Origin of the sequence: Priestia koreensis, assembly GCF_001274935.1 — a bacterium.
GTDB classification, from domain to species: domain Bacteria; phylum Bacillota; class Bacilli; order Bacillales; family Bacillaceae_H; genus Bacillus_AG; species Bacillus_AG koreensis.
Map to the genome: position 1 here is coordinate 17,039 of NZ_LILC01000030.1, position 18,089 is coordinate 35,127.

Below are 18,089 nucleotides of genomic sequence, written 5' to 3' on the forward strand. Positions count from 1 at the left end.
AAATTTATTCATACAGATGACAAGCTACAAAATGGCCAGATTCGATCTCTTTAAATTCCGGTCTGGTCGTTCGACATACATCCATACATTTTCCACAACGGGTATGAAATGCGCACCCCGTTGGCGGGTTAGACGGACTAGGAATATCTCCTTGCAAAACGATCTGCTCACGTTGGAATTCAGGATCTGGGACCGGGACAGCTGACAATAGTGCTTCAGTATAAGGATGTAATGGTCTACTATAAATGTCTTCACTATTAGCTAGTTCAACCATATTTCCTAAATACATAACCCCAACACGATCACTAATATGTCGCACAACTCCTAGGTCATGAGAGATAAAAACATAGGTTAATTGAAATTCATTTTGTAAGTCTTCTAGCAAATTCAATACCTGCGATTGGATGGATACATCTAGGGCTGATACAGGCTCATCTGCAATAATGAGCTTTGGTCTCGTCATTAATGCTCGTGCAATCCCAATACGCTGACGCTGCCCACCGCTAAATTGATGGGGATAGCGTTTTGCGTGATAAGCACTTAACCCTACAACTTCAAGCATTTCATGCACCATTTTTCTTCGCTCTGCCTTCGACCCGATTCCATGTACGAGGAGTGGTTCCTCTAAGATCTTCTCGACATTATGTCGAGGGTTCAGTGAAGCAAATGGATCTTGGAAAATCATTTGCATTTCCTTTCGAACCTTTCGAACGTCACTATTCTTTAATGTCGTAAGCTCTTGGTTTTCAAAAATGACTTGTCCCTCTGTCGGATCAAGGAGTCTAAGGAGAAGCTTACCCGTTGTAGACTTACCACATCCACTTTCGCCCACAATTCCTAGCGTCTCTCCTTTTTTCACTTCAAAGCTCACACCGTCAACTGCTTTGACATCTCCCGTTTTCTTTCCGAGGATCCCACCCGTAATGGGAAAGTGTTTTTTCAATCCTTTAACTTGAAGTAACGGCTGTGTCACCTTTTTTTACCCCCTCTGTTTCATGTAAAAAGCAGCGTGCATAATGGGGTTTTTCACCTTCTGCACTCACACCGTAGAGATACGGATCTTCTTTTGTGCAGCGTTCAAACGCAAATTCACAGCGTGCAGCAAATCGGCATCCTGTTCGAACCGATCCAGGTTTTGGAACGTTTCCAGGGATAGAGTACAAACGATCCTTTTTAAATCGTTTATCTGGTATCGATTTAATAAGTCCCATCGTATAAGGGTGTTTTGCATTTTTGAAAATGGTCTTTACGTCTGCTTCTTCAACTATTTGGCCACCGTACATAACTACAATGCGGTCACATACTTCTGCGACTACACCTAAATCGTGGGTGATGAGCATAACGGCCGTATTTAATTTTTGATTTAAGCTTTTCATTAGCTGTAGAATTTGTGCTTGAATTGTTACGTCTAAAGCGGTAGTAGGCTCATCTGCTATTAACAATTTGGGGTCACAAAGTAACGCCATTGCAATCATGACACGTTGTCTCATACCGCCAGATAGCTGGTGAGGATATTCATTGATGAGTTCTTCTGCGCGTGGTAGTCCAACAAGTTTTAACACATTGATGATATGTTCTTTCGCTTGTTTCTTCGTTAATTTCTTATGTATTCGTAAAGGCTCTGTTAGCTGATTGCCAATCGTGAAAAGCGGATTTAACGAGGTCATCGGCTCCTGAAAAATCATTGCCATCTCATTTCCACGTATTTGCCTCATTTTCTCTTCTGAGGCGGGGACGAGATTTTGCTCATTAAAATAAATTTCTCCTTCGACAATTTTCCCTGGAGGTGAAGGAATCAACTTCATAATGGAGAGCGAGGTAACGCTTTTCCCACATCCTGATTCGCCTACAATTCCTAAGATCTCGCCTTCGTGAATCGTAAAACTAATTCCATCTACTGCTGGAACTTCTCCGTCTTCAGTGAAAAAGGAAGTTTTGAGGTTATTAACTTGAAGCACGGCCTTTTGAGGCATTGTTGTACCTCCTTAATATTTTAATTTTTAGAATATTGTTTATTTTAAGATTATACAGTGGTTAGTTCTAAAAGAAAAGAGGATTTTTTTACATTATTCGACTAGACGATCCAAAAAAAAATAAAAAGGCTCCTCTCGGAACCTTTTTACATAACGTCTAACTGTTGGACGTTAAACAAGTCATAATAGTGACCTTTTTTATTCATTAATTCTTCATGAGTGCCCGTTTCTACAATTTTCCCATGCTCTAAAAGAACGATTTTATCAACGTGGGTAATCGTAGATAAGCGATGCGCTACGATAAAAGTTGTTCGATCTTTTGCTAGATGTTCAAGCGCCTCTTGAATTAAATGCTCGCTTTCCAGATCCAATGCAGAGGTTGCTTCATCAAACACAAGAATTGGTGGATTTTTCAAGAACACCCTGGCAATCGCAATGCGCTGCTTCTGACCACCAGATAGCTTCACACCTCGTTCTCCCACTTTCGTGTCATACCCTTCTGGTAGACCTAGGATGAAATCATGAGCATTAGCTGCCCGAGCTGCTTCATATACTTCTTCCTCAGTTGCATCAGGCTTTCCTAACAGAATATTTTCTCTGACCGTTTCACTGAATAAAAGAGAATCTTGAAGCACCATTCCAATTTTATCTCGAAGACTACGTGCTTTATATTCACGGATGTCTATTCCATCTAATAAAATGCGACCTGACGTAACATCGTAAAACCTGGGAATTAAGCTAATCAGTGTTGATTTCCCTCCACCGCTCATTCCAACAAAGGCAATGGATTGACCAGCTTGGACGTCTAGATTTACATTGTGTAGTACAGATGGTTCGTCATCGTTATAAGCAAACGTCACGTCATCAAACGTGACTCTTCCCTTCACTTGCTGACACTCCACAGCATCCTTTTTATCAACAATATCATAAGGCTCGTCCAACAATTCAAATACACGGTCCATTGATGCCAACGATTGCGTGAGCGTGGTAGAAGAATTGACTAGACGACGTAGCGGGTTGTACAGACGATCGATATAGGTCACAAACGCTACCATGGTTCCAATTTTCATCTGTCCATTAATCACTTCATAAGCGGCATACCCGATGACAAGAAGCGGTGCCAGATCGGTAACAGTATTGACAACCGCAAACGTTTTAGCGTTCCAGCTCGTATGATTGAGTGCTTTTGTTAGAAAGTTATTGTTTTGCTTGTCAAATCGCTTTTGCTCATGTTCTTCGATTGCAAAGCTTCGAATGACGGAAATCCCTTGCACACGTTCATGCAAGTGCCCTTGTACTTCAGCTAAGGCTTGAGATCTTTTGCGTGTTAAATCTCGCAAACGTGCATAAAAGTATTTAACAGAGAACGCATAGACAGGAAATAAGATAATCGAAACAATTGTAAGAGGAACGTCCATCGTAAACATGATTACAATCGAGATGATAATGGTCATCGTATCAAGCCAGACGTTCATGAGTCCTGTCACTACGAACGTTTTGGTTTGCTCAACATCGTTAATAATACGTGAGATCACTTCTCCTGCACGGGTGTTTGAGTAAAAACGTAAGCTTAATCGCTGTAAATGATCAAACAGTTTGCTACGAATATCGTACAGCACTTTACTCGATACCCACTGTGCATAATATTGACGGAAGTATTCGATAGGAGGACGTAAAACAGCAAATATAACGAATGTCCCACCCATAATCCAATAGAGCTGATGTAGTTTTTCAGCGTTTGATAGATTCCCTCCAATAATGTCATCAATGACATACTTCAATAGAAGAGGAACAAGAAGTGGAATACCAAACTTTAATAGACCGATTAGAATCGTCCCAAAAATTTGCCATCTATATGGCCTTACAAATGTTAAATATCTGCGAATACTGCTCAGAAAAATCTCCCTCTCGTTCCAAAAATCAAGAACCTGTTGTACATGGTGCAACAGGTTCCTTAATTACGATGCATTAAAAAGCGCTCGTACCATATATCGATAAAATCTGGCGCAAACGGTCCTTTTCGCTGACGAATCCAGCTTTTTAATTTTTCGACGTGACTGTGTAGAATGTGGTCAATAACTTCTGGATAATGCATTTGTTTTCGATGTTTTTCGTATTCATCTTCATCTAATACAACATAGGTCATGTCTGGAAATACTTTAATATCTAAATCGTAGTCAATGTATTTGAGTGCTTCATCATACACGAACGGTGAACTAATATTACAGTAATAATAAATGCCATCTTCCCGAATCATACCGATTACATTAAACCAGTACTTAGAATGAAAATAACAGATTGCCGGCTCTCTCGTAACCCACGTTCTTCCATCAGACTCTGTTACGATCGTACGATCATTGGCTCCGATCACTAAGTTCTGTGTGGCCTTCAATATCGTTGTAGCATTCCATATTCGATGGATATGTCCATTGTGTTTATAACTATGTATTTGTATTGTTTCTCCTGACATCGGAATGCCCACTTTTACTCCCCTACTTTCATTTTACACTTCCTTATGAAGATTTTTCCCACTATTTTACTGCACGTCTTTGCCTATTAGATATTATTATAACGATTACACCAGCATTTTAAAACCAAATAGGTCAATTCTAAGGAGGAAAATCCTCTCTTTTGAATTGACCTATCTCATCTATTCCTTGTTATCATGCCTATTTTATGGATTTTTAAAAATATTTGATTCATTAAATCTTTTTTCAAAATGACGGTGTTGAAGAAACATTTTGATTACGCTCTTGTTCATAGGATTGAATGATTTGCTCAGTTTGCTGTTGAAATACCTCTTGAATTTCTTTGAGCTGCTTTTTCATTCCAGAAATTTCGTGCTGAATGGATTCGGTAGCTGATTGCCCGTACAGGTCTTGTAATTCTTGCTCAATCCTCTGGCACCTTTCTAGCTCCGATTGCAAAAACAGCAATTGATCCATTGTCTCTAACTGTTGTGATACTAACTGATCAAATAGTTGTGACAATTTCTTAGTCCTCCCTTTAAAATCATCTCTCTATCAATTCTCTGCTAAAAAAAACATTCCTTTGACAACATATGTAGACTTTAGACAAGTTTTGTCGTTTTATAAAAAAACGCCCTGTATCTTTCGGAGACTTCACAGCCTTCCTATTAATACAGAGCGTTTTTACAGATAAAGCAGATAAACGTTAATTACCTGCCATCATCGTTGAAATTAGCCTTGGTATTTACCAGTTTTTTGGTTTTTACCAGCTTCAGCTTGAGCGTTTGCTTGTTTTACGTGTTGAGTGCTAGTTTCGCTAGCGAACTCAGTACCGTATTTACCAGAAGCTTGAGCGTTTTGTTGTTTTACGTGTTGTACGTTTGTACCAGATTGTGTTTTGTTGTTTTTGTTTGTCATTGTAATCACCTCCACGAAAATTAATTTGTCCCGCAGAGGATGACTCTATACAAACTTTTTTACGAATTACATGAGCAGTGAACGACCACCATCGACAATAATTGTTTGTCCACAGATCATAGAAGCTTGTTCAGAAATTAAAAATAACACGGCATCCGCCATATCTTTTGGTTCCACAATTCGTCCTGTTGGAGTTTGTGACTTCGCATCTGATAATAAATCTTCGCGGTTAGGGAAATGCTTTAATGCATCTGTATCAACGGCGCCACCCGAAACGGCATTAACGCGGATGTTTTTAGGAGCCAGCTCAATCGCTAAGTAACGCGTTAGCGCTTCTACCGCGGCTTTTGACACGCCAACCGTTGTATAGTTTTCTAAGTAACGGATTGAACCAAGTGAGCTAATCGTAACAATTTGCCCGCCACCGTTTTTGTCCATACGCTTCGCTGCCTCTTGAGCCGCAAATAAGTAGCCTTTGCTGTTGATATCCATTGTCCAGTCCCAATGTGACTCTTCAAGCTCCATTACAGGTCGTAATACGCCTGAAGCTGCATTGCTTACAAATACGTCCAAACGACCAAACTCTTCATCAATTTTTGTAAAAAGCTCTTTGATTTTATCCACTTTTCCTACGTTTGCTTTTACAACAAGCGCTTTTCTACCGTAGCTTTCAACCTCATTCGCTACTTCTAAAGCAGCTGTTTTGCTGCGCGCATAATTGATGACAATGTCATATCCTTCTTTTGCTAAGCGTAATGCAATTTCTTTTCCAATTCCTCTACTACTTCCTGTAACTAATGCGACTTTGTTCGTCATTTTTTCATCTCCTAACAATATGTATAACTTCAATAACCGTAACGATCTAAAGTTGTCTTCTTGCTTATTGTACATACTTACCTGTATAGAGCTCAACATTTCTTCAAAAAATAAACTGCTCTCACCATTATAGACGAGTCCCTCAATGAAGATTCAAAGGAGGTAACCACATGTACGTAGGACGAGATATGTCTGAACTAACCATGATGGCTAAAACAGATTGGAAAGACAGTGAACTGGCTTATTTTCATCATTCTTTACAACAAATGATGCCTTATCTTAATACTGAAGGCCAATCCATTCATAGCAGCATCATAAAAGAAATTGAGGCACGCGGTGGCCTAAAGCGTAATGAAGCTGATTATACGCATGGCACTCATATTGCTTATGATTAAAAGAAAAGGAGTCGCATTAAGGCGACTCTTTCTATTCGTATGAACGATATGCCTTTAGAATGTTTTGATGCGATACGGGAAGAGCATATTTCTCTAATTCTTCAAACGTAACCAATTTGAGCTTGTCATCTTCTTGAACGCTACCCATTATCTTTCCTTCGTACACGTTGATCTTCCACGTCAGATGAGAGAAGATATGCTGAATAGTAGCGAAGGAATCACCGATTGTTACTTCTGCTCCGTAGGCTTCTTTTACATACATTTGCAGACGTTCTTGATCTAAGTTCATTTCGGTATCAACCTCAGCATTTGGGAATTCCCACAGATTGGCCAAAAGACCTTTCTCAGGTCGCTTATGGATGAGCACACGGTTTTGTTCATCCGTTAAAACGACTGCTGCTAAATGAAGAATGCGATTTGCTTTTTTCTTCGTTTTCACAGGAAGTTCATCCTGCACTCCCTCATCAAATGCTCGGCAATGCTCCCTTACAGGGCATAATAAGCATGACGGTGACGTTGGTGTGCAAATAAGCGCTCCTAGCTCCATTAACCCTTGATTAAAGAAAGATGGGTTTTCATTTGAAATAACAAGACGAATCACATCTTCAAATAATTTTCTTGTCTTAGGTTTGGCGATATCATCCCAAATAGACAGCAGACGTGAGAATACACGCATCACGTTTCCATCAACAGCTGGCTCTGGAACGCCGTAAGCAATGCTTAAAATAGCACCCGTTGTATAAGGACCAACACCTTTTAACTTTGAAATGTCTTGCGGCGTGTTAGGAACAATTCCGCCATACGTTTCGTGCACTTCTTTAACAGCGGTTTGTAGATTTCGTGCGCGGGAATAATAACCGAGACCCTCCCAAGCTTTCAGTACATCTTCTTCGTCCGCTTCTGCTAAATGCTTGATGGTCGGAAATTTACTAATAAAATTATGAAAATAAGGAATGACTGTATCAACTCGTGTTTGCTGGAGCATAATTTCAGATACCCACACTTTATATGGGTCCTGATCTTCTCGCCAAGGAAGAATACGTTGCTCTTGTTCAAACCAGGATATAAGATCATGCTGAAATTGTTTGGCGTCAAAACCTTTAATTAATTGTTCACTTTGTTTCACGTTCTACCCTCCGAGGTATTACTATAGATATAGGCAATATAATTACTTTACTTTCTAATTTGTTTTCGATATCATCATGAGAAACCATGAATAGCTACTGCGTAGGTTTCAAGTAATAAGGATATCATGTTTTTTATGCAAACGCATGTTTGAATAAATTCCTTTTTTATACAAGTTCAAAGGAGGTTCACACCTTGGATACAGGTACTCATATTGTCATGGGGATCGCATTAGGTGGACTCGCTACGTTAGATCCAACAGTGGCTTCTGATGGCCATCTTGCTCAGGCTGTTATGACTGGTGTTATTGCCGGTTCGTTAGCTCCTGATCTGGATACGATTTTAAAATTAAAAAACAATGCTAAATATATTCGAAATCACCGAGGGATTACCCATTCCATTCCAGCCGTTTGTTTGTGGCCATTGCCTATCTTACTCATTTTGTCGGCCATTTTTCCTCATATTAATTTAGTACATTTATGGGCTTGGATCTTCACGTCTGTTATTCTTCATGTATTCGTGGATGTTTTTAACGCATACGGAACACAGGCGCTGCGACCGTTTACGAAAAAATGGGTGGCTCTAGGAGTCATTAACACGTTTGATCCATTCATTTTCGTGGCTCATCTAGTAGGTATTTTAATTTGGGGGCTTGGTGCTGATCCTGCTTACACATTTATCGGGGTTTATATCGTATTATTTGGATACTATCTGATTCGTTTTTATCTTCAACACCAAGTTAAACAGGCAATTCACAAAAAAATTCCGAATGTCACTAAAATGCTGATCTCTCCAACACTTCGGTTCAATCAGTGGCACTTAGCCATTACAACAGACGAACGTTTTTATGTTGGAAGAGCATTTAAAGATGAAATTGTAATTTACGATGAGTTCGAAAAAATTCCAATTCCGAAAACAGATGTTATTGAAGCTGCCAAAGTAGATGAAAATTTGTCCGCCTTTTTATCCTTCTCACCCGTTCACAGATGGGAAGTTGAAGAATACAACGATCATATTGAAGTTCGTTTTATTGACCTCCGTTACAGAAGTAAGGGCTACTATCCTTTCGTAGCGGTCGTTCAGCTCGACTATCAATTAAACATTATTTGTTCATATACGGGATGGATCTTTAGCGAGAAAAAGTTGCGAAAAAAATTAGAATATTTACCAAATTAAAGGCGATGAACTCATCGCCTTTAATGTTTCTTCTCCTGATCGTCTGCTTCAAGCAGCTTTTTGAATTTTGGATTTCGAGTTTGAATTTCATGAAGCTTGTCTCCGTATTGCTCGATCCATTGCGTCACGATTTTTTCAGTAAGCTCCATTCCTTTATATTCGTATCCTGCTTTTGCATAAGTTGCCTCAAAGTCCTCCCAAAGCATCTCTACCCACGTACGCCCTTTTTCATAAGACAATGATTCGTTTTTACTTAAAAGCTGGTTCGTCAGTCGTTCAAAAATATCCTCCATACTTAGTCCCTCTCTTTCCACCTAAATAATGAGCTCCTTTTACATAGGACTCTTATTTTAGCCTATACTATGATTAACATACAGCATAGCTTCTGTATGTACTATAGCACAAAGTAAGTTGTTACAGCAGTGAACAGCTTTTTTATTTAAAAGGAGTGGGTGACAATGCGTAATAAGTCCACAGAAGATATTCATCCAACGAATAATAAACTTGAAGGCGAACCACGTGCAAAAGCTGAATTTGCTTCTAAGCGTGCAGATGGAACAATTAACACGCATCCTCAAGAAAGAATGCGTGCTTCAAATCAACGTACTGATGCCTAATAAAAAGCCGTTTCCTCTGTGGAAGCGGCTTTTCTTACTTATTTTTTCAGCATGGAAATAGGCAAAGCTTCCTCAGCAAGCTCCCCACCCACTCGAAAGCCCCAAGCAAATACTCCGTTTAAATATTCTACTTTAAAATAATGACCTGGCGCTCCTTCAATTTCGTAGACATTTCCAGGATGAAATTGTTCTGGGTCTAGTAAATAGGCCTTTGCCATCGTCATTTTACGCTCTAAAACGGCAAATTCGTTCACCATACCAAGCTGTTCAGCTTTTTTGGCCTTTTCGTTTAGCACTGCGATTTCTTGTTGTAACTCATGACCTGTCATTTCGCTGTATCGTTTCTCTTGCACGTAAAAATCCCCCTTTGCTTAGCTTTAAGTATAATCTAGTCTTCCTTGAAACAAAAGAAAGTTCGATTATAATAAAAGAGACTTTTGTAATCGTTTTACCTTACATATTAAATAGGAATGAGTGATCAATATGCCTACTGTACTTATTACTGGCGGAGGAACTGGTTTAGGAAAGGAATTAGCTCTGTTATATGCGAAAAATCAGTATAATGTCGTAATTACAGGTCGTGATACAACAAAATTAGCGGCTGCAAAAGAAGAACTTCTGCATTTCACAGAAAATGTCCACAGCGTCAAAATGGATGTTAAAAATTTAGCAAGCATTAAACAAGCTATTTCAGAGGTGATCAGTAAGACACCGATTGACGTCCTAGTAAATAACGCAGGCGTCGGATACTTCGGACCTTTCAGTGATCTGTCCGAACATGATATTAATGAAATGATTGATACGAATGTAAAGGGGACGATTTTTACGTGTCAGGAGCTTATTCCCCATTTGCTCACACGTCCCGAAGCAACGATTATGAACATTATCTCCACAGCAGGCCTACGGGGGAAAGTAAACGAATCCGTCTATGTGGCAAGTAAATTTGCTATGAGAGGCTTTACAGAAAGTCTGCAAAAAGAATACGAAGGTTCTTCTCTTCACATTAGCGGAGCATATATGGGAGGGATGTCCACACCATTTTGGGACGAAACGGATCATATTAAAGACCGCAGTCGCCTGAAAGATCCTGCGATTGTTGCAGAGGAAATCTACAATAGACAACAGGAATTAGAGATTGTCATTGAATCATAAAAAATAAAGCGCGGACGATGCCGTGCTTTATTTATTCTTCTTCTTTTAAAGCTTCGAGAAAAGCTTGAATTTGGTCCATAGAGAAACCTTTGCGGTACAGGCTTTGTTTCATTTTGTTTTCATATTCCCAGCCTTCATACTTTTGGTATCTTCTGTGTGCTTTCATTCCTTGATAACGAATGGCCTCTAGCTGTTGATCTTCATCATCTGTGAGCTCAAACGTTTCGAACAAACGGTTGATCAAAGAATGAGCATAGCCCTTTTGATTTAAGGCAAGCTGAATTTTTTGCTTTTTCATTATCGGCGCAAGCTTTTTATATTTTTGATCTAATTTTGCGGCATATTTCCCCGCTGCTTCAAGCTGCTGCTCATTGTCAAACGACTGCAGGCTCGTTGAAATATCTGCTTCTGATATTCCTTTTTCAATTAATTCTTGGCAAATGAGGTTTGGGCCTTTGATTGTTGTATTCACCTGAGTATTGACGTAAGCTTTAGCAAATTCCAAATCGTTTAGGTACTTGCGTTCGTTTAGCATAGCGATAACTGCATTTGCAACTTCTGGTTCTAGTTCTTTTTTGATCAGATACGTATACACTTCTTTCGTAGACCTCATTCGATGCGCTAAAAATGCAAGACTCATGTTATATGACTTCTTAATCGTATCTTCATGGAGAATGGTTGTTAGCTCTGTACTTGATAGTTCTTGTCCTTTTCGAAGCTGAAATTTGGCTAATACGTACTCATCTACACCGAAGCCAAATTCTTCACCTTTTCCCTGATCAATGTACACGTTGTATCGTTCGATATTGTTTTTTTGTGTCGTAATCTTTGTAACTTTCGGCATTTTAACATCCCCTCCTTTAGAAAAAAATGATGATCCTTTAAAATTATACTATAGATTCGTCCCACTCATTAAATCAAAGCGTCTATGCTAGAAAGAAGCTACTATAGAATTGCCTTTGAAAACACCAATGGTTTAATGAATGATATACCCGTGTAAATACAAGATAATACTATGAGATAGCAAAGAAAGGATGTTTCTATATGAAGATTGTTATTGCAGGAGGTACAGGACTAGTAGGGTCTGCCCTCACTAAACACTTTTTACAGCACGGGCACACAGTAGCAATTTTAACCCGAAATGCTAACAAACCAAAACACGATCCAAATCTCTCTTATATTGAATGGATGAAAACGGACAGCTACCCAGAGCATGAAGTAGAGGGAGCAGATGCCGTGATTAACCTTGCGGGAGTTTCGCTGAACAGCGGTCGTTGGACGGAGGAGCGAAAAAAAGCAATTTTAAGCAGCCGTTTAGAAACAACGACTGAAATTGTGCGGATTTTGGGTACTCTTAAGCAGAAGCCTTCTGTTTATATTAATGCTAGTGCCGTTGGCTATTACGGAACATCTCTTACGGATACCTTTACAGATTACTCTGCTTCAAGTGGGGATGACTTTTTAGCACAAACGGTAAAAGCCTGGGAGCAAGCCGCTATGCAGGCTGAGAACATTGGCATCCGAACCGTTCTTGCCCGATTCGGTATTGTGCTTGATCGTAATAAAGGGGCACTTCCGACTATGGTTCTTCCGTACAAACTATTTGCAGGGGGAACATTAGGTTCAGGAAAGCAATGGGTTTCATGGATTCATATCCAAGACCTCGTTCATATCCTTGCCTTTGTGATTGAACACAAAGACATTGAAGGACCGTTAAATGTAACGACCCCACATCCGATTCGAATGAAAGAAATGGGCAAAGCAATTGCACGTGCAATTCACCGTCCTCATTGGCTTCCAGCACCCTCTTTTGCACTTAAAATCGTTCTAGGAGATATGAGTTTGATGGTGCTCGAGGGACAAAAAGTAATTCCGCAAAAGTTAGGTGAACATCATTACAATTTTGCATATAATAATATTGATGAAGCACTAAAAGATCTACTATAAGCAGCTATTTAGAATAGGAGTTTATTATGGAAAAAGTGTTGTTTAAAAATGCGACCATCTACCCTATCACTACCCCTCCCCTTTTTAATCATGATTTGCTCGTAGAAAATGGAAGGATTAGTAGGATGGCAGAAAATATTCTTCCTGAAAACGGCGTGCATGTTATTGAATGTGGGGGTCAATATTTACTTCCTGGATTTATTGATGTTCATACCCACTTAGGTCTGTATGACGAAGGGACGGGATGGGCAGGAAACGACGCAAACGAAACGGTCGAGCCCCTTACCCCTCACATTCGAGCTTTGGATAGCGTTCACCCTCTCGATTCGGGCTTTCAAGACGCCATTCAGTATGGAATTACGACTGTCCATATTATGCCTGGTAGTGCCAACGTTATTGGTGGGACCACATCTGTTATTAAGACCCATGGTAAAAACATTTCGAAAATGTTAGTACGTGAAACAGCAGGTCTAAAAGTGGCATTAGGAGAAAATCCAAAGCGAATTCACAGTCAAGGAAATAAGGACTCTATTACACGAATGGGCATTATGGGGATGCTGAGAGAAGCATTTTATCAAGCCAAGCATGCAGATAATGTGGATGACATACGTGTAAAGCCACTTGTCCAAGCCCTGACCAAGCAAATTCCAGTCCGTATTCACGCACATCGCGCTGATGATATTATGTCAGCCGTTCGATTTGGAGAAGAATTTGACTTAGACATCCGTATTGAACATTGCACAGAAGGTCATTTGATTGCTGAGGAACTAAGTGGACGCAATTTGAAGGTTAGCGTGGGACCTACTTTGACGCGGCGATCGAAGGTGGAGTTAAAAAACAAAAGCTGGACAACGTATCAAACTCTGGCTGATCAAGGTGTGGAAGTGTCCATTACCACCGATCACCCTTATACCCCTATTCAATATTTAAATATATGTGCCTCCATTGCGGTTCGTGAAGGATTTGATGAGAATCGTGCGCTAGAAGCAATCACGATTAATCCCGCTCGAAACCTAGGTATTGATCGTTCTTTAGGCAGCCTAGAAACCGGAAAAGATGCTGATTTAGTCCTATGGACACACCATCCATTTCATTACCTTGGAAAGCCCATTCTGACAATGATTGCTGGAAAAATTTTATTTAAAAAAAATTAATAAATTACCTATTTTCTTTTTGAGTTTTTTTTAGTATGATACTTTTTGTATGAGATAATTAAATGAATTCACAATTTTATATAAATGCTGATTTTCAAGCTAATTGTTGACTGAAATGGGAAGGCAAATGGTGCGCCACCAGTTTTCTGGTTCTAGTGGGTTCGATTCCCACCCCGAAATTTTTTATGCACAACCAAAAAATTTCGAGGGGTGGGGCCAACGTGTTCTTAGGTCTGCCCCTGTCCGAGGGGGAAAAGCTATGTTAAAAAAACGAGACCTTCAAGACTGCCACGCTTTATACGAACTAATGGTGCACCCTGATGTCTTCCCTTTTGTTCGCCATAAAGCCAATTCTTATGAAGAGTACCTATTTACAACAAAACAACTAATGGAAGCTGAAGAACATGGTGAACTCATTTCCCGTACGATTACGGACGAATGGGGAAATCCGATCGGTGCCATTAATTTGTACGACATACAGGATCAAGCTGGGTTTTTAGGTACTTGGCTAGGAAAGCCGTATCATGGAAAAGGCTACAATCAACCAGCAAAAGAAGTGTTCTTCAACGAACTGTTTTACGAGCTAGGCATCGAACGAATCTTCATGCGTATTCGCAAAGTAAATATTCGTTCTGCAAAAGCGGCTGAGAAATTGCCGTACGTTACACTTGCAAACGATACGCACAAAAGCCTGTATGACCAAATTAATCAGCCTGAGGAAGTATATAACTTGTATGAGATTTCAAAAGACCTCTACACGTTACACCTACTTCGTACAGAACAGCAGGAAACTCAGGAAGATCACTTAAAAGAAGCATAATTATTCTTAAAGCCACGCCGTTCTCGGCGTGGCTTTTGCTGCCTTAAGAGTAGATGATTTGTTTAAAAGAAATGTTCAATGGAAAAACTAGAAAGATTGGATCATCATTTTATAACTGGAGGTAGAATACGATGAGTAGCACTCGTAAAAAAAGTGATCAAACAAAGAGCACATTAAGACGCGCACAGGAAGTTACATATGCCCGCGAATTTAAAATGGCTGATCGTGCTGGTGGCTTTGATATTAAAAAACCACAGTTTTAATGACTTCTGCGTAGAGAATGTTTGTCTATTTAAACATATGACAGACATTCTCTATTTATTTCCCTTTTTGTCGAAAATTTTCTTAATTTTTTTTATATACACACATTTTATCCACAGATCTGTGAATAATGTGGATAAGCCTATGAAACCTCTTTCAATCGTCCTCTACTGTTTAAAGAGATCGTGGATAATTAATTCGTATTTTTCTGAAAAATCTGTGGATAATGTGGATAAATCTGTGAATATCCTATGATATCAAGATCTCCGTTATCCACATTGATGTTGATAAGTGGTCACTTGACAAATTTATACCCTTTGATTAAAATGGTATTTTTTGTAATTGTGAACATTTTCGAACACTCCTTACATACCTCTTTTCCTACTGATGTGAATTCGATATAATAAGTTTGTGAAGTAATTAACAAACTTATTTCTTCATAAAAAAATCCTCCCTCAAAGCAGAGGAAGGATTTGTGGACAATTACATTAAAATTGAAATGTAAATCGGTAATGAAATTAGTGATAAAACCGTACTTAATACAAATGAAGAAGCGGTTTCAGTTGATAATGAATCAAAGCGTGTTGAGATCATTGCAGCTACTGCTGAACCTGGGAAAGCCACAAGTAAAATTGCTTTAACTGTATCAGCATGGTTTAGTCCTACTAAATGTGCAACAAGAACCATGAATAATGGAACAACAACCACTTTTAGTAGTGAAATTCCAATCGCAACACCTCGAAGGTTAATTTTGCGAATTCCAACTGTTACCCCTACTGCAAATAACGCAACACCAGATGTAACAGATCCGATTTGGTCTAATGTTGTTTTTAAAATATCAGGCGCTTGGAAGCCTAATAGTGTAACAACAACTGCTAGTAATGGAATACAAGCAAGCGGTTCACTAAGACCATGTAAAATGATACCTAATGTGTTTGATTTCTCGTCTGATTTTTCTTTAGAACCAATGGTACCAACGATTGTAGCTAATGGATCTAATAAAGCATTTACAACGATACCAGTAATGGCGATTGGAATAGCGACTTCTTGAGCTCCGAACAAGCTACCAAGTACGGAAATTCCCATAAACGCAAATGCTGGCTGCGTTGAATTAAGAGAGAACATTGATGCTGATGTTAGATCATATTTAAAGATTGTACGAGCAATAATTAATAAAATGATATAAAAGCCAATAATACAAATTGTCATCGTTAAGAAGAATGACCATTGATCAATTAGAGTTTGCTTTTTCGTCGTTGTAATTCCGATGAACAAATGTGCCGGTAAGGCAAACTTTGTAACTAACGTGTTCAATCCTTTTGATGCGTCTGCGTTAAATACTTTAAAATACCCACCTAAATATCCTAAAATAATTGTAAAAAAGATAGGGATTAACGTTAAAAATATACTTCCAATACTCATTTCCAAAGCACTTCTCTTTCTCCAAAAATTCCTGTACAAATAAGAAGGCTTAAAGGAATACCTTTATGGCACTCCTTTAAACCATCATTAAAAAATCAACGTCTATTATTAAGCACGTTCAATGATTTTATATTCTGGTTTCCACATAGCATTTGTAATAGCTTGTTCGATATCCTCGATGTTTTCCTGAGCTACACCTTCTTCAATCGCTGCTTTTGCAACAGCTACGGCTACGGCTTTTGATACTTCTTCTAGTTGATCGATAGAAGGTAACAACGATGCACCAGGGAAGCTGCTGTCAGAAATATCTGCTACTGCATGTGCTGCCGCTGCTAGCATACCGTTTGAAATAACTTTCGCCTTCGCTACAATTGCACCTAGACCAAGGCCAGGGAAAACAAATGCATTATTTGATTGACCAATTTCATACGTTACACCGTTGTGTGTGATGTCATCAAATGGACTTCCTGTCGCAATAAGCGCTTTTCCATCTGTCCATTCAAGAAGATCTGCTGGTACAGCTTCTGCTAACGGTGTTGGATTTGACATTGGCATAATAATTGGACGTTCAACGTGCTTCGCCATTTCTTTTACGATCTCTTCAGAGAAGGCACCAGCTTGTCCAGACGTACCAATTAAGATATGTGGTTTAACCTGTTTAATCACTTCTGCTAAAGGAATGATTCCTTCTTCATTACGTGCCCAATCTTTTACTTCTTCTGCATTTCGTGTATATGGCTGTTGGAACGGGAATACGTCTGAAACTTCATCCGTTAGTAATCCTCGGTAATCTACAGCCCAGAATTTATTGTACGCGTCTTCTGTTGACACGCCTTCTAGAACCATTGCATCAACAATTTGATCAGCGTTCCCGATACCAGCTGCTCCTGGTCCAAATACAACAATGCGTTGTTCAGAAAGAGGAATACCTGTTACTTGTAGTGCAGACATGATTCCTGCAAGTGTAACAGCACCTGTTCCTTGAATATCATCATTAAATGTAAGAATTTCTTTTCCATATTTGTTGATGATGTTACGTGCATTAACGTTTCCTAAGTCTTCCCAATGAATTAGAACTTCTGGGAAGAAGCTACGTGCATGTGATACAAATAGATCGATGAACTCATCGTATTTTTCACCGCGCACACGATCAAATTTGTTTCCGATATATAATGGGTCTTGAATTAGTTTTTCGTTGTTTGTTCCAACGTCTAATACAACCGGAAGAACACGACTAGGGTCGATACCAGCAGCTGCTGTGTAAACAGCTAATTTACCGATTGCGATATTAATACCGCCTACCCCTTGGTCACCAATTCCTAGAATACTTTCTGAATCCGTTACAACGACTAAATCAATGTCATCTTCGCTGTATCCAAGGTTTTTGAATGTTTCTTCCATTTCATCCATGCTGTCGATGGATAGATATAGTCCACCTGGACGATGATATTCATGAGAATATTTTTGGATTGCTTCCCCTACTGTTGGTGTGTAGATAATTGGAAGCATTTCGCGTAAATGATCTTTTAATAGTCGGTAAAATAAGACAACGTTACGATTGAATAAATCGTATAAAAGACCGTTTTTGCGAATTGGGTTATGCTGATCTTTGAACTGTGCGTAAGCTCTTGTTGCTTGCTCTTCAAGAGTTAATACGTTAGAAGGCAGTAGACCCTGAAGCCCAAGTTCTTTTCGTTCTTCTTTTGAAAAAGCTACACCCTTATTTAGGAATGGGTTGAGAAGAACTTCTTTCCCTTTTAAATTTGTTTTTAATACATCTTTTTCTGTCATGAAAACTGTATTCATAAACGTTCCTTCTTCCTAATTTAAAAATATATTGATTGT

21 protein-coding genes are annotated in these 18,089 nt (G+C 39.2%); 8 read left to right on the top strand and 13 right to left on the bottom strand.

Annotated elements, in window-relative coordinates; translation table 11 throughout:
- Positions 1 to 4: 4 nt before the first annotated feature.
- The 7 genes from AMD01_RS19005 to fabL all read right to left on the bottom strand — a co-directional run bounded on the left by AMD01_RS19005 (position 5) and on the right by fabL (position 6,175).
- Positions 5 to 973, bottom strand: coding sequence for an ABC transporter ATP-binding protein (locus tag AMD01_RS19005; protein ID WP_053403033.1), 969 nt, complete (start codon positions 971 to 973; stop codon positions 5 to 7).
- A complete protein-coding gene (locus AMD01_RS19010) occupies positions 948 to 1,973 on the bottom strand; it encodes an ABC transporter ATP-binding protein (RefSeq protein ID WP_053403034.1) in 1,026 nt (341 codons plus the stop codon). Before AMD01_RS19010 ends, AMD01_RS19005 begins: the two co-directional genes overlap by 26 nt.
- A gap of 146 nt (positions 1,974 to 2,119) precedes the next feature.
- Positions 2,120 to 3,868, bottom strand: a complete 1,749-nt coding sequence (locus AMD01_RS19015) for an ABC transporter ATP-binding protein (protein ID WP_053403231.1) — start codon at positions 3,866 to 3,868, stop codon at positions 2,120 to 2,122.
- A gap of 59 nt (positions 3,869 to 3,927) precedes the next feature.
- The gene (ntdP, locus tag AMD01_RS19020; RefSeq protein ID WP_053403035.1) at positions 3,928 to 4,455 is read right to left on the bottom strand and encodes a nucleoside tri-diphosphate phosphatase; all 528 of its coding nucleotides are present in this window, start codon (positions 4,453 to 4,455) and stop codon (positions 3,928 to 3,930) included.
- 232 nt (positions 4,456 to 4,687) lie between these two features.
- Entirely contained in the window at positions 4,688 to 4,963 is a 276-nt protein-coding gene (locus tag AMD01_RS19025; RefSeq protein ID WP_083446624.1) for a YgaB family protein, read from the bottom strand.
- Between the two features lie 210 nt (positions 4,964 to 5,173).
- Complete coding sequence (locus AMD01_RS19030; RefSeq protein WP_053403036.1) at positions 5,174 to 5,359, bottom strand: gamma-type small acid-soluble spore protein; 186 nt, start codon at positions 5,357 to 5,359, stop codon at positions 5,174 to 5,176.
- A 66-nt stretch (positions 5,360 to 5,425) separates the two neighbouring features.
- Positions 5,426 to 6,175 (bottom strand): enoyl-[acyl-carrier-protein] reductase FabL, encoded by a 750-nt coding sequence (gene fabL, locus AMD01_RS19035; protein WP_053403037.1) that lies wholly within the window; start codon positions 6,173 to 6,175, stop codon positions 5,426 to 5,428.
- A 170-nt stretch (positions 6,176 to 6,345) separates the two neighbouring features.
- On the opposite strand from fabL, the gene AMD01_RS19040 reads away from it, so the two are divergent.
- On the top strand, positions 6,346 to 6,570 hold the full coding sequence (locus AMD01_RS19040; RefSeq protein WP_053403038.1) for a hypothetical protein: 225 nt from the start codon (positions 6,346 to 6,348) through the stop codon (positions 6,568 to 6,570).
- A gap of 31 nt (positions 6,571 to 6,601) precedes the next feature.
- Here AMD01_RS19040 and mutY read toward each other — a convergent pair whose 3' ends face one another.
- Positions 6,602 to 7,696 (bottom strand): A/G-specific adenine glycosylase, encoded by a 1,095-nt coding sequence (gene mutY, locus AMD01_RS19045; protein WP_053403039.1) that lies wholly within the window; start codon positions 7,694 to 7,696, stop codon positions 6,602 to 6,604.
- Between the two features lie 194 nt (positions 7,697 to 7,890).
- On the opposite strand from mutY, the gene AMD01_RS19050 reads away from it, so the two are divergent.
- Positions 7,891 to 8,871, top strand: a complete 981-nt coding sequence (locus tag AMD01_RS19050; protein WP_083446625.1) for a metal-dependent hydrolase — start codon at positions 7,891 to 7,893, stop codon at positions 8,869 to 8,871.
- Between the two features lie 20 nt (positions 8,872 to 8,891).
- Here AMD01_RS19050 and AMD01_RS19055 read toward each other — a convergent pair whose 3' ends face one another.
- Positions 8,892 to 9,164 (bottom strand): YfhJ family protein, encoded by a 273-nt coding sequence (locus AMD01_RS19055; protein ID WP_053403040.1) that lies wholly within the window; start codon positions 9,162 to 9,164, stop codon positions 8,892 to 8,894.
- A gap of 165 nt (positions 9,165 to 9,329) precedes the next feature.
- Here AMD01_RS19055 and AMD01_RS19060 point away from each other — a divergent pair, with 165 nt between their 5' ends.
- Positions 9,330 to 9,488 carry a small, acid-soluble spore protein K gene (locus AMD01_RS19060; protein WP_053403041.1) on the top strand — a complete coding sequence of 53 codons (159 nt, stop codon included), beginning with the start codon at positions 9,330 to 9,332 and terminating at the stop codon, positions 9,486 to 9,488.
- A 38-nt stretch (positions 9,489 to 9,526) separates the two neighbouring features.
- On the opposite strand, the gene AMD01_RS19065 is transcribed toward AMD01_RS19060, so the two are convergent.
- Positions 9,527 to 9,841, bottom strand: a complete 315-nt coding sequence (locus AMD01_RS19065; RefSeq protein ID WP_053403042.1) for a YfhH family protein — start codon at positions 9,839 to 9,841, stop codon at positions 9,527 to 9,529.
- 130 nt (positions 9,842 to 9,971) lie between these two features.
- Between AMD01_RS19065 and AMD01_RS19070 the strand changes: the two genes are divergently transcribed.
- Entirely contained in the window at positions 9,972 to 10,640 is a 669-nt protein-coding gene (locus AMD01_RS19070; RefSeq protein ID WP_053403043.1) for an SDR family NAD(P)-dependent oxidoreductase, read from the top strand.
- A 31-nt stretch (positions 10,641 to 10,671) separates the two neighbouring features.
- Here the strand turns inward: AMD01_RS19070 and recX are convergent, their stop codons facing one another.
- Positions 10,672 to 11,484: a recombination regulator RecX gene (gene recX / locus AMD01_RS19075; protein WP_053403044.1), complete on the bottom strand. Its 813-nt coding sequence runs from the start codon at positions 11,482 to 11,484 to the stop codon at positions 10,672 to 10,674.
- 200 nt (positions 11,485 to 11,684) lie between these two features.
- On the opposite strand from recX, the gene AMD01_RS19080 reads away from it, so the two are divergent.
- From AMD01_RS19080 to AMD01_RS23735, 4 genes are all read left to right on the top strand, one after another.
- Complete coding sequence (locus AMD01_RS19080) at positions 11,685 to 12,587, top strand: TIGR01777 family oxidoreductase (protein ID WP_053403045.1); 903 nt, start codon at positions 11,685 to 11,687, stop codon at positions 12,585 to 12,587.
- A 26-nt stretch (positions 12,588 to 12,613) separates the two neighbouring features.
- Positions 12,614 to 13,741, top strand: a complete 1,128-nt coding sequence (locus AMD01_RS19085) for an amidohydrolase (protein WP_053403046.1) — start codon at positions 12,614 to 12,616, stop codon at positions 13,739 to 13,741.
- 259 nt (positions 13,742 to 14,000) lie between these two features.
- Entirely contained in the window at positions 14,001 to 14,561 is a 561-nt protein-coding gene (locus AMD01_RS19090; protein WP_053403047.1) for a GNAT family N-acetyltransferase, read from the top strand.
- 131 nt (positions 14,562 to 14,692) lie between these two features.
- Positions 14,693 to 14,824 carry a YfhE family protein gene (locus tag AMD01_RS23735; RefSeq protein ID WP_083446626.1) on the top strand — a complete coding sequence of 44 codons (132 nt, stop codon included), beginning with the start codon at positions 14,693 to 14,695 and terminating at the stop codon, positions 14,822 to 14,824.
- Between the two features lie 481 nt (positions 14,825 to 15,305).
- On the opposite strand, the gene AMD01_RS19095 is transcribed toward AMD01_RS23735, so the two are convergent.
- Together AMD01_RS19095 and AMD01_RS19100 are read right to left on the bottom strand one after the other, a co-directional pair.
- Positions 15,306 to 16,244, bottom strand: coding sequence for an AEC family transporter (locus tag AMD01_RS19095; RefSeq protein WP_053403234.1), 939 nt, complete (start codon positions 16,242 to 16,244; stop codon positions 15,306 to 15,308).
- Between the two features lie 108 nt (positions 16,245 to 16,352).
- On the bottom strand, positions 16,353 to 18,050 hold the full coding sequence (locus AMD01_RS19100; protein WP_053403048.1) for an NAD-dependent malic enzyme: 1,698 nt from the start codon (positions 18,048 to 18,050) through the stop codon (positions 16,353 to 16,355).
- Positions 18,051 to 18,089 lie beyond the last annotated feature (39 nt).

Excerpts from the sequence above, each read along its gene's own strand:
- AMD01_RS19010 (WP_053403034.1), bottom strand. The coding sequence starts at position 1,973 with ATGCCTCAAAAGGCCGTGCTTCAAGTTAATAACCTCAAAACTTCCTTT.
- AMD01_RS19030 (WP_053403036.1), bottom strand. The coding sequence starts at position 5,359 with ATGACAAACAAAAACAACAAAACACAATCTGGTACAAACGTACAACAC.
- fabL (WP_053403037.1), bottom strand. The coding sequence starts at position 6,175 with ATGACGAACAAAGTCGCATTAGTTACAGGAAGTAGTAGAGGAATTGGA.
- AMD01_RS19040 (WP_053403038.1), top strand. The coding sequence starts at position 6,346 with ATGTACGTAGGACGAGATATGTCTGAACTAACCATGATGGCTAAAACA.
- AMD01_RS19055 (WP_053403040.1), bottom strand. The coding sequence starts at position 9,164 with ATGGAGGATATTTTTGAACGACTGACGAACCAGCTTTTAAGTAAAAAC.
- AMD01_RS19060 (WP_053403041.1), top strand. The coding sequence starts at position 9,330 with ATGCGTAATAAGTCCACAGAAGATATTCATCCAACGAATAATAAACTT.
- AMD01_RS19070 (WP_053403043.1), top strand. The coding sequence starts at position 9,972 with ATGCCTACTGTACTTATTACTGGCGGAGGAACTGGTTTAGGAAAGGAA.
- recX (WP_053403044.1), bottom strand. The coding sequence starts at position 11,484 with ATGCCGAAAGTTACAAAGATTACGACACAAAAAAACAATATCGAACGA.
- AMD01_RS19080 (WP_053403045.1), top strand. The coding sequence starts at position 11,685 with ATGAAGATTGTTATTGCAGGAGGTACAGGACTAGTAGGGTCTGCCCTC.
- AMD01_RS19085 (WP_053403046.1), top strand. The coding sequence starts at position 12,614 with ATGGAAAAAGTGTTGTTTAAAAATGCGACCATCTACCCTATCACTACC.
- AMD01_RS19090 (WP_053403047.1), top strand. The coding sequence starts at position 14,001 with ATGTTAAAAAAACGAGACCTTCAAGACTGCCACGCTTTATACGAACTA.
- AMD01_RS23735 (WP_083446626.1), top strand. The coding sequence starts at position 14,693 with ATGAGTAGCACTCGTAAAAAAAGTGATCAAACAAAGAGCACATTAAGA.
- AMD01_RS19095 (WP_053403234.1), bottom strand. The coding sequence starts at position 16,244 with ATGAGTATTGGAAGTATATTTTTAACGTTAATCCCTATCTTTTTTACA.
- AMD01_RS19100 (WP_053403048.1), bottom strand. The coding sequence starts at position 18,050 with ATGAATACAGTTTTCATGACAGAAAAAGATGTATTAAAAACAAATTTA.